Source organism: Flavobacterium sp., from assembly GCF_013823965.1.
Lineage (GTDB): Bacteria > Bacteroidota > Bacteroidia > Flavobacteriales > Flavobacteriaceae > Flavobacterium.
On the sequence record NZ_PNNA01000066.1, the window covers coordinates 64415 to 75918 of the forward strand.

The 11504-nt window shown below is 37.7% G+C and carries 10 protein-coding genes; 2 read left to right on the forward strand and 8 right to left on the reverse strand.

Annotation, left to right across the window (positions count from 1 at the left end):
• Positions 1 to 22: 22 nt before the first annotated feature.
• Complete coding sequence (locus C0430_RS07800) at positions 23 to 1441, forward strand: SDR family oxidoreductase (RefSeq protein WP_290867648.1); 1419 nt, start codon at positions 23 to 25, stop codon at positions 1439 to 1441.
• Here C0430_RS07800 and C0430_RS07805 read toward each other — a convergent pair whose 3' ends face one another.
• The 7 genes from C0430_RS07805 to C0430_RS07835 form a co-directional block, all read right to left on the reverse strand.
• The gene (locus C0430_RS07805) at positions 1442 to 2737 is read right to left on the reverse strand and encodes a deoxyribodipyrimidine photo-lyase (protein ID WP_290867651.1); all 1296 of its coding nucleotides are present in this window, start codon (positions 2735 to 2737) and stop codon (positions 1442 to 1444) included.
• The gene (locus C0430_RS07810) at positions 2737 to 3198 is read right to left on the reverse strand and encodes an SRPBCC family protein (RefSeq protein WP_290867654.1); all 462 of its coding nucleotides are present in this window, start codon (positions 3196 to 3198) and stop codon (positions 2737 to 2739) included. Before C0430_RS07810 ends, C0430_RS07805 begins: the two co-directional genes overlap by 1 nt.
• Before the next feature lie 56 nt (positions 3199 to 3254).
• Positions 3255 to 3929, reverse strand: a complete 675-nt coding sequence (locus C0430_RS07815) for a lycopene cyclase domain-containing protein (protein ID WP_290867657.1) — start codon at positions 3927 to 3929, stop codon at positions 3255 to 3257.
• Position 3930: 1 nt separating this feature from the next.
• Positions 3931 to 4371 (reverse strand): sterol desaturase family protein, encoded by a 441-nt coding sequence (locus C0430_RS07820; protein ID WP_290867682.1) that lies wholly within the window; start codon positions 4369 to 4371, stop codon positions 3931 to 3933.
• Between the two features lie 35 nt (positions 4372 to 4406).
• Complete coding sequence (locus C0430_RS07825) at positions 4407 to 5246, reverse strand: phytoene/squalene synthase family protein (RefSeq protein WP_290867686.1); 840 nt, start codon at positions 5244 to 5246, stop codon at positions 4407 to 4409.
• A 126-nt stretch (positions 5247 to 5372) separates the two neighbouring features.
• Positions 5373 to 6842 (reverse strand): NAD(P)/FAD-dependent oxidoreductase, encoded by a 1470-nt coding sequence (gene crtI / locus C0430_RS07830; protein WP_290867689.1) that lies wholly within the window; start codon positions 6840 to 6842, stop codon positions 5373 to 5375.
• Positions 6843 to 6879: 37 nt separating this feature from the next.
• The gene (locus tag C0430_RS07835; RefSeq protein ID WP_290867692.1) at positions 6880 to 7779 is read right to left on the reverse strand and encodes a MerR family transcriptional regulator; all 900 of its coding nucleotides are present in this window, start codon (positions 7777 to 7779) and stop codon (positions 6880 to 6882) included.
• A 222-nt stretch (positions 7780 to 8001) separates the two neighbouring features.
• Here C0430_RS07835 and C0430_RS07840 point away from each other — a divergent pair, with 222 nt between their 5' ends.
• Positions 8002 to 8241, forward strand: coding sequence for a hypothetical protein (locus C0430_RS07840; protein WP_290867694.1), 240 nt, complete (start codon positions 8002 to 8004; stop codon positions 8239 to 8241).
• Between the two features lie 185 nt (positions 8242 to 8426).
• Here the strand turns inward: C0430_RS07840 and carB are convergent, their stop codons facing one another.
• Entirely contained in the window at positions 8427 to 11279 is a 2853-nt protein-coding gene (carB, locus tag C0430_RS07845; protein WP_290867698.1) for a carbamoyl-phosphate synthase large subunit, read from the reverse strand.
• Between the last annotated feature and the right edge of the window lie 225 nt (positions 11280 to 11504).

Here is an 11504-nt window from a genome sequence, read left to right on the forward strand (position 1 = left end):
ATTTGATTCCTAAATTAAAGCTATGAAAATTCTCTTAACAGGTGCAACAGGTTATATCGGCAAACGGCTTTTGCCTATTTTGGTGACGCAAGGCCACGAAGTAATTTGTTGCGTGAGAGACAAAAACAGGTTTTATTGTCCCGAAGAATTTCGGAAAAACGTCAAGGTCATCGAAGTCGATTTTCTAAAAAAAGAAACATTGACCGCCATTCCAACGGATGTTGATGCTGCCTATTATTTAATCCATTCGATGTCTGGCTCGGACAATAATTATGATGAACTGGAACGAGTTTCGGCAGAAAATTTTGTTCATAGAATAAACCAAACAATCGCCAAACAAGTCATTTATTTGAGCGGTATCGTGAACGACAAATCGCTTTCCAAACACTTGTCCTCCAGAAAAAAAGTGGAAGACGTCCTGAACAATGGAACCTTTGCCGTGACCACTTTGAGGGCTGGAATTATTGTGGGTTCCGGCAGTGCTTCGTTTGAAATCATTCGGGATTTGGTCAATAAACTTCCCATAATGATCACTCCAAAATGGCTGAATACCAAATGTCAACCCATTGCGATTCCCGATGTTCTGGAATTTTTGTCCAAATCACTCTTGAATCCCGTTACTTACGGCAAAAGTTTCGATATTGGTGGTCCGGATATTCTAACGTACAAAGAAATGCTTTTGGGTTTTGCCAAAGCAAAAAAATTAAAAAGATGGATTTTTACCGTTCCCGTAATGACGCCAAAATTATCGTCCTATTGGTTGTATTTCGTAACCTCGACTTCCTATAAATTGGCCTCGGCCTTGGTGAGCAGCATGAAGGTGGAAGTGATTTGCAGGGACAATAAAATCAACGATTTGTTGGAAGTAAAACCGATGTCCTACGAACAAGCCCTATCGAGAGCCCTGATAAAAGTCGATGAAGACAAGGTCGCTTCCAGCTGGAAAGATTCCTTGGTGAGCGGACGGTTTAGCAGCAATATTTCTGCATTTCGGAAGGTTCCCAAGAAAGATTGTTTCATCGACCGACGCAAAAAAGAAATACAAAATCGAGATTTCACCATCGAAAGAATTTGGTCCATTGGAGGAGAAACCGGCTGGTATTATGGCGATTGGTTGTGGAATTTGCGTGGCTTCATCGACCAATTATTTGGTGGTGTAGGTTCCAGAAGAGGCCGAACCAACAAACACGAAATTCATTCAGGCGATGCACTGGATTTTTGGCGGGTTTTGTATGCCAACAAAGAGGAAGGAAAATTAGTTTTGTACGCCGAAATGAAATTGCCGGGCGAGGCTTGGCTCGAATTCAAAATCATCAACAATACCTTATATCAATCGGCAACATTCAGACCTGATGGCATTTGGGGAAAACTATATTGGTATGCCGTTCTCCCCTTTCACGGATTTATTTTTGAAGGAATGATTAACAAACTCATTAAATAATCACTTCAAAATGCCGGCTTTATAGGTAGCAATAGCTCTATCTCTGGCAAAAGCGTGATCGACCATTGGTTGGCCGTAACCTAAATCAAATTCGGGAATCCATTTTCGGATGTAGATTCCTTTTTCGTCAAATTTCTTCTGCTGGATTTCGGGATTGAAAACCCGGAAATAAGGTGCCGCATCACAACCTGTTCCCGCAGCCCATTGCCAGTTTCCGACATTGGCCGCCAATTCAAAATCCAACAATTTTTCGGCAAAGTAGGCTTCGCCCCATTTCCAGTCAATCAACAAATGTTTGCAGAGAAAACTTGCCACCACCATCCGAACTCGGTTGTGCATATAACCCGTTTCATTGAGTTCCCGCATTCCGGCATCTACCATTGGATAACCCGTCCTGCCCTCACACCAGCGCTTAAATTCCTTTTCGTCATTCCGCCATTGAACGCCATCGTAAGCCGATTTGAAATTGTGTGTCACCACTTTGGGAAAATGAAACAAAATCTGCATAAAAAATTCCCTCCAAATCAGCTCACTCAAAAACACCTGGTTTTTTCGAGCCGCCCAATTCACTAATTTACGAATACTTACCGTTCCAAAACGCAAATGGGGCGAAAGATATGATGTGGTATTCAAAGCCGGAAAATCACGAGTTTCGTGGTAAGTCGAAACATTTTTCAAGTTATGAGGAATGACTTTTATGGCACTTTCCTCGAATCCTATTTCTTCCAATGAAGGAAAAACAAAATCATATTTATGGAAACTGGAAAACTTTTCTGTGGCATCATATTCTCGAACTGGAGCCGTTGCATTGTATTTTTCCAACCATTTATTTTTGAATGGCGTGTAAACCGTATAAGGCAATCCGTCGCTTTTCACGATTTCGTTTTCCTCGAAAATGACTTGGTCTTTAAAGGAAAAACAATCTATTTTATTGGCTTTCAACAATTCTTCAATAGCCAAATCCCTTTTAATCGCAAAAGGTTCGTAATCTTTGTTGAAGAACACTTCCTTGACATCAAATTCTTGAATAAGTTCTTGCCAAACGGTTTGTGTTTTCCCTTTTTTTACCAAAAGCGAACTGCCCGTTTCCTGTAATTTCTGGTTTATTTTCGAAAGCGTTTCGTGAATAAAACCCACTCTGGCATCATTTTTAGGCAAAGAATCCAAAATTGAATCATCAAAAATAAATAAGGGAATCACCAAATATTGGGATTGTAAGGAGTGGAATAAACCCACATTATCCTCCAATCGCAAATCGCGGCGAAACCAAAAAATAGTTACTTCTTGTTTATTCATTATTTAGAATTGAAGATTTCGTTGACGGCTTTCACTCGATATTCAAAGATTTCCTTGAGTTTATTTTTGACCACCAAAGCATTCATCATTTGACCAATAATTCCCAACGGCAAGGCATAATGAACCACGTCGGTCATTTTTACTCCGTTTTCAGTTGGTTCAAAAAAATGTTTGTGATGCCAAAGCGCATAAGGCCCAAAACGCTGTTCGTCGATGAAATACTGCTTGTCTTTCACGATGGTGATTTCGGTCGTCCAACGCAATTTCAAGCCCAAAAGTGGCGAGACTTTGTACTGGATAATTTGTCCGGCATACATATTTTTCCCGTCGAAATCCGTAATTTGAAACCCCATTGTGTTGGGCGTAATTTTCTGCAAATTCCTCGGACTGGAGAAAAAAGCCCAGCATTCCTCAATACTGGCGTTGATATGCTGAACCGTTTCTTTTTTATATACTTTCATTGTATTCTTCTTTTAACCCTGACAGGGTTTTGAACCCTGTCAGGGTTGATTAACCGTTATTTTTCTATTTTTTTTATCAGAGCCAAACTCATCAACAACATCGAAAAGGCATAACCCACATCTTCAATTGGAATAGTTCCCAATCGGATTCCCAAATTTTCAGCATTGTTGTACCTCACCACGGGTTCGTCAATAAAACTGCCCGTCAAAATCCCGTTGACCAAGGCAAATGGAATCAATATTATCAGGAAAGTGATGAAAAAAGTGTTCAAAATTTGGGGAGCTTTGAAAACGGTGTAAGTCAAAAGCAATACCAAAACCGTGTAATTTATCGCCGTGTACCATTTATCGCAATGTAGAAAAATTACAGGCAAAAGCACCACCATTAAAATCCAATAAATGATCCGCACTGTTTGATCCGTCAAGGAAACCTTTGGAAAAAAATAGTGAAAAGCAAAATGAATAAAAATGCTTGCATACGGAATACAGATGAAAAACAACCATTCTTCGATAGGCAAATCAAAGAATTCGATTCCCGAATGATACCGTGGATTAAAAGTCCACACGCCCATTTTCGTAAAAACAATATCCCAAATAATGAAGAAAATAGCCGTAATTATGATCGAAGAAAAAACAGCTTTCCATCGTTTGATGTATTTCATTCGACTTTCGAAACTGTACAGAAACGGAATGATGAAGGAAGCGATATTTAAAAAAAAGTATAATGACATATTATATTTTAAAATATTTTAAAGGCACAAACAACATTCCGAAACATTCTCCGTGTTCTTTCCCCAAATGCTTGTGATGTACTTTATGACCTTTGCGAAGGGCTACCAAATATTTGTTTTTGGTATTTTTGAACAACTTCAACCGTTGATGAATAATGATGTCGTGCACGATAAAATAACTCAAGCCGTAAGCAAAAATTCCCAAGCCAATGAAAAATCGGTAATCGAAACCGGCTTCTGCCCCAAAATAAAACAAGAGGATGCTGGGAATGGCAAAAATCACGAAAAACAAATCGTTGCGCTCAAAAATATGGGCGTATTTAGGCTGGTGATGGTCTTCGTGCAAATACCACAAAAAACCGTGCATCACAAATTTATGAGTGCACCAAGTCACGCATTCCATGAGTAAATAAGTGGCCAAAAAAATCAAGAAAGAAGTCATTTTCAGAACTTTATATAGATTAATAAAATGGCAATTTAAACCAATTTCAATTTGTAAGATACAAAAGAATTGGCAAACAAAAGTCCTTTGGCGTAATTGGAAACACGAATTCTTTCGGTTCCAATTTTGTGAGAAGGCGTATTTTCGAGTTTTCTCAACAATTTTTTATAATAAACATAGGCAGTGTAAACGCCGAATTCAGCTTCCAAAGGCAATTTTTTTATGCCTTGCAATGCAACTCGAAAATCCTCTTCTATTTCTTTGATAATCATCGCTTTGGAACTTTCGTTGAAAGATTTCAAATCGACTCCCGGAAAATAATTTCGATTCAAAACTAAGTTGTCGTCTTTCAAATCCCGCAGGAAATTTACTTTCTGGAAGGCAGAACCCAAACGCATCGCTTCGGCTTTCAATTCCTCGTATTTTTGGTCGTCACCTTTCACGAAAACTTTCAAACACATCAATCCTACCACATCGGCAGAACCGTAAATATAATCGTCATATTCCTGCTTGCTGTGGTAATCCGATTTGACCAAATCCATTTTCATACTTTTCAAAAACGACTGAATCAAATCGTCGGTGATGTTGTATTTTTTTACCGTATGCTGAAAAGAATTCAGGATCGGGTTCAAACTAATGCCCGCTTTTTGGGCTTTGTAATAGTCGTTTTCAAATTCATTAATCAAGGTTTCTTTGTCGAAACCGTGAAAAGAATCGACAATCTCGTCGGCAAAACGCACAAAACCATAGATGCTGTAAATGGCTTCGCGAATGCTGGGCGCCAACATTTTAACAGCCAAAGAAAAGGACGTGCTGTAATTTTTGGTCACCAACACACTGCATTTATGCGATACTTCGTCAAATAAATCTTTCATATTTATGGTTATTAAAATTGCTTTTATATATAACTACCCTAATTTTATTAGGTCTTTTTGCCACAGAATTCACAGATTCTCACAGATTTCTCTGTTATTAGTTATTGAAAATCTGTGAAAATCTTTTTAATCCGTGGACAATTTTATCAAATCGGATACTATTTTTCCTGAAATTATCGATGGCGGAACTCCCGGTCCGGGAACGGTCAATTGTCCCGTAAAAAATAAATTCTTGACTTTTTTACTGATAATCTTGGGTCTCAAAAAAGCGGTTTGGGTCAGGATATTGGCCAATCCGTAAGCATTCCCTTTGTATGAATTGTAATCGTTGACAAAATCATTGACGCAAAAACTTTCCTTGAAAAGGATGTTTTCCGATACTTTTTGGTTGGTCAATTGCTCAAATCTTTCGATTATATCATGGAAATATTTCTCTCTTATTTCTGGAGTATCTTCAATTCCGGGAGCAATAGGAATCAAAAAAATTCCAGCTTCTTTGCCTTTTGGAGCCACCGTTTCATCTGTTTTGCTGGGAAAACTGGCGTAAAAAAGTGGTTTTTCAGGCCATTTGGGATTGTCGTAAATGTCCTTGGCATGCACGTCAAACTCGGTATCGAAGAATAAAGTGTGATGCGAAACATTTTCAATTTTCTTGTCAAAGCCTACGTAAAACAACAAGGAAGATGGTGCAAAAATTTTGCTGTCCCAATAGTTCTCTGAATAACCTCGGTATTTTTCGTCCAATAAAGTTTCCGTGTGATGGTAATCGGCTCCGCTTAAAACGAAATCAGATTCTATTTTGATTCCGTTGGAAACCACGCTTTTGACCACGCCATTTTCCACATTGATTTTTTCTACATTTTGATTGGTTTCAATCTTTACGCCCAATTCCGTTGCCAAAGTTACCATCGCTTTGACCACTTCGTACATTCCTCCTTTTGGATGCCAAGTGCCCAAACCGAAATCAGCATAATTCATAAAACTATAAAATGAAGGCGTATTGGACGGTTTTGCCCCGAGAAACAAAACCGGAAACTCCATTATTTGTTGCAAGCGATGATTCTTGATTTTCTTTCGAACCGTGGCTCTAATGGTGCTAAAAAACTGGTTTACTTTTCGGATGGTAACGGGCGTAATCAATTCGGTTATGGAAATTCCCGGACGATATACCAAATCCTTGATGGCCACATCATAATTATGCTTGGCGTTATCCAAAAAAACATTCAAATGCTTGGCACTTCCTTTTTCCTGTTTTTCGAAAATCGAAAAAATTTCAGGAAGATTATCCGGAATTTTAATCGAATCTACTTTGTCAAAATAAACTTCGTAAGCAGGATTTAGTTTATCCAAATGATAATAATCCGATGGTTTTTTGTCAAAATCGGCAAAAAACTTCTCGAATACATCCGGCATCCAATACCAAGTTGGGCCAATATCAAATGTAAAACCGTCTTTGGAAAGTTGTCTTGCCCTTCCTCCAACCGTGTTGTTTTTTTCTAAAATGGTTACTTCAAAACCATTCTTCGCCAAGTAGCAAGAAGCTGCCAAAGCGGAAAAACCTGAACCTATAATCGTTATTGTTTTTGTTTTCTTCATTTGTTTAGCAAATATATAAAAAGATTAAACAAAACAATCAAATTTGATCAACTAAATCGGTAATAGAATGAAATATTTTAATTTTATCAGAAAATTCGTCTTTGGAAATGAATTCAACCATTCGGCCTACATACCAAAGCTCCGTATTTTCGTCCAACAACTCTTGAATCATTCGGTTGACATACCCATTAATCGAATCCCTGTCAGGCTGAACTGTTAAATAGGAAACAAACACTATCGATTTAAAATGTTTTTTTAAATCTGCCAGATTTTCAATAGGCATACTTTCGCCAAGATAAATTGTTTTGTACCCATGCAACAAGGTCTCGTAGTTCAAATACATAAGTCCCAGTTCATGCACTTCATTCATTGGAAGCGAAAGAACAAAAACCTTGTCTGTTTTTGTAGGCCTCAATACCTGGAGCTTTTCTGTATTTATCAACAATTTTTGTTTTATCAAATAAGTGATAAAATGCTCATGTGCAGGCGTTATGGTTTCCGATTGCCACAACAAACCCAATTCCGTCATCAAAGGAATAAACACTTGATAAAAGATTTCTTTAAACGATTTTTCCGAAAGCAATTGAGCATAAGTAGTAAAAAACAACTCTTGGTCAAAATCCATCATGGCCATTTTAAAAGCACTTATCGCATGGTTTTTGGCACTTTTTTCAGAGATAATTTCCCTGACCAATAATGGTATTTGGTCTTCAGGATAAGTGGCTATCTTTGAAATTTTATATCCATAATCGTGGAGTAAAGTGATATTTAAAAGTTTTTGCAGGCTCACGAGATCATACAATCTAATATTGGTATCCGTTCGCATTGGCGCGAGAATATTATATCTTTTTTCCCAAATACGTATCGTATGTGCTTTTATGCCTGAAAGATTTTCTAGGTCTTTTATGCTGAACACACTTTTAACATTGTTTATCATTTTCAAAAAATTAATAAACAAATGTATGTTATTTTTTATTTAAAACCCATTAATTCATTTCAAAAAAAGTAAATAACAACAAGTTCAGTTTTATAATAATTGTTTTTTGACTATTTTTTGTGGTGTCCTTGAGGAATTTCAAAAGGATTAGCTAAAAGTGGAAATAGGAATATTAGGAATTTCGATTATATTTGAAATCGTAAATTTTTTAAAAAAAACAGCATGAATGCAACTGATGGCATTGGGTTTATTGGAGTGACTATTTTATTGATTGCCTACTTATTAAACTTGACGGACAAAATTGGGAAAGACAGTTTAATCTATTTACAAATGAATTTTCTGGGTGCTGGACTAGCTTGTTTGGCTTCAGTTCTTATGAACTATTGGCCGTTTATAATTTTAGAAGGAAGTTGGACCATTGTTTCCGCTTTTGGAATATTTAAATACGCTAGGCAAAAATAAAATCAAGAAAACAATACCAATGAAAAAGCAATAAGACATTAGCTTTATATAATATTTCCTTTACCCAAAATAAAGATAATAGAGCGCAAAGTTTGATTGATTGAAAAATATACAATTGAAATACAAATCAACTTAAAACCAAAAAAGCCCCAATCATGGGGCTTTTTCATTATTCAAAATCGAGTTTATTTACTCAAATACATTTTTCTTCTAGAGTACAATTCATAAAACTGGTCGTCTTTCAAATCGTCAATAAACAAGATACTTTCTCCCGTTGATTTCATTTCTGGCCCCAATGCTTTGTTTACATTGTGGAATTTGCTGAAAGAAAAAACTGGTTGCTTTATCGCATAGCCTTTCAATTGGGGATTAAATTTGAAATCCGTTACTTTATTCACGCCAAGCATTACTTTCGTGGCGTAATTTACATACGGTTCGCCATACGCTTTTGCAATAAACGGCACAGTACGAGAAGCTCTAGGATTGGCTTCAATGATATAAACGATATCGTCTTTTATGGCAAACTGGATGTTGATTAAACCAACGGTTTGCAATGCCAAGGCGATTTTCTTGGTATGATCTTTAATTTGAGTCATCACAAATTCCCCTAAATTAAACGGTGGCAAAGTCGCGTTACTGTCGCCAGAATGCACGCCGCAAGGCTCAATGTGTTCCATTATTCCTATGATGTACACGTTTTCACCGTCGCAAATCGCATCAGCTTCAGCTTCGATGGCACCATCCAAATAATGATCCAAAAGCAATTTATTCCCCGGAATGGTTTTCAACAAACTGATTACGTGCTCTTCTAATTCTTGTTTATTGATAACGATTTTCATTCCTTGACCACCCAAAACATAAGAAGGACGAATCAATAACGGAAAATCCAAAACATCCGCTAAAGCCGAAGCTTCGTCCGCCGTTTCTGCAATTCCAAATTTTGGAAAAGGAATTTTTAAATCCGTCAACAAATCAGAAAAACGGCCTCTGTCTTCCGCCAAATCCAAAGCATCGAAACTGGTTCCAATAATTTTTATTCCGTATTTGGCTAATTTTTCGGCAATTTTCAAAGCTGTTTGCCCTCCTAATTGCACGATGACACCTTCTGGTTTTTCGTGTTGGATAATATCATAAATATGTTCCCAAAATACTGGTTCGAAATACAATTTATCGGCAGTGTCAAAATCTGTCGAAACCGTTTCTGGATTACAGTTGATCATTATGGTTTCGTAACCGCATTCTTTGGAAGCCAAAACCCCGTGAACACAAGAATAATCAAATTCAATTCCTTGTCCAATTCGGTTTGGTCCTGAACCTAAAACAATTATTTTTTTCTTTTCGGTTACGATGCTTTCGTTGTGAACGTAGCGTTCTCCGTTTGCTTTTTCAATTTCGGCTTCAAAAGTCGAATAATAATAAGGTGTTTGCGCTTTAAACTCTGCAGCACAAGTGTCCACTAATTTGAACACGCGATTGATGTTCATTTCGGAACGCAAATTGTGAATTTGGCTTTCCAGACAACCCAACATGTGCGCAATTTGTCTGTCGGCAAAACCTTTTTGTTTGGCTTCCAAAAGCAATTCTCTTGGTAATGTTTCCAATTTGAAGTTGGATATTTCTCTTTCCAAGCTGTATAATTGCTCGTATTGTTTCAAGAACCACATATCGATTTTGGTGATTTCGTGAATGCGACTCAATGGAATTCCCATCGCGATGGCATCATAAATAACGAAAACACGATCCCAACTTGGATTAGTCAGTTTCTCGATAATTTGCTCGTAATTGGTGTACCCTTTTCCGTCAGCTCCCAATCCATTTCTTTTGATTTCCAATGACTGCGTGGCTTTGTGCAAGGCTTCTTGGAACGAGCGTCCAATTCCCATTACTTCACCTACGGATTTCATTTGAAGTCCCAAAGTCCTGTCGGCTCCTTCAAATTTATCGAAGTTCCAACGTGGTATTTTTACAATCACATAATCCAAAGTCGGTTCAAAAAGCGCCGAAGTTGATTTTGTAATTTGATTTTGTAATTCATCTAAATTATAACCCAAAGCCAGTTTCGAAGCAATTTTTGCAATCGGATAACCCGTCGCTTTTGATGCCAAAGCTGATGAACGCGATACACGTGGATTGATTTCAATCGCCACAATATCTTCTTTATCATCTGGCGAAACCGCAAATTGCACGTTACAACCTCCAGCAAAATTCCCGATACTGCGCATCATCAAAATGGCATAATCTCTCATTTTTTGGAAAGTCGTGTCCGACAAAGTCATAGCCGGAGCAACCGTGATGGAATCTCCGGTATGAATTCCCATTGGATCCATATTTTCGATAGAACAGATAATCACAACGTTGTCGTTTTTATCTCTCAACAATTCCAATTCGTATTCTTTCCAACCCATCAAAGCCTTGTCAATCAGCACTTCGTGAATAGGTGAAGCTTCTAACCCGCGAGTCAAAAGTTCGTTGAAATCTTCTTTTTTATATACAATGGCCGCTCCGGTTCCTCCCAAAGTAAACGAAGGACGGATAACCAACGGGAAGCCAAATTCCTGTGCAATTTCTTTCCCTTGAAGAAAAGAAGTTGCAGTTTTTGCTGGCGCGGCAGGAACTCCAATTTTTTCTAAAAGTTGCTTGAACTGCTCTCTGTCTTCCGTAATGTTGATGGCATTTACATCGACACCTATTAATTTCACTCCAAAATCTGCCCAAATTCCTTTTTCGTCCGCTTCCAAACACAAGTTCAGGGCGGTTTGTCCTCCCATTGTTGGCAAAACAGCATCGATTTGCGGATGCGCTTTCAGGATTTCAATAATGGATTTGGTGGTCAATGGTTTCAAATAGATATGATCGGCCATCGATGGATCGGTCATAATGGTTGCAGGATTCGAGTTAATCAAGATTACTTCAATTCCCTCTTCACGGATAGAACGCGCCGATTGGGAACCAGCATAATCAAATTCGCAAGCTTGCCCAATAACGATTGGACCTGAACCTATTATTAAAACCGATTTTATGGAGTTGTCTTTTGGCATTGTGTAGTAGTTTGTTGTTTTATGATTTGTTCAAAGTTCTTGAATTTTAGTTACGTCTGCAACATTAAATCCTGGACTTGAAACTTATTTAACGATAAGGTATAAAAAAAGGCGATACTAAAAAAAGTAACGCCTTTATGATGTTTATAGAAACATTATTTTTTATGTCTTGGTTCGCTAGAAACAGTCAATTTGTGTCTTCCTTTGGCTCTACGACGAGCTAGG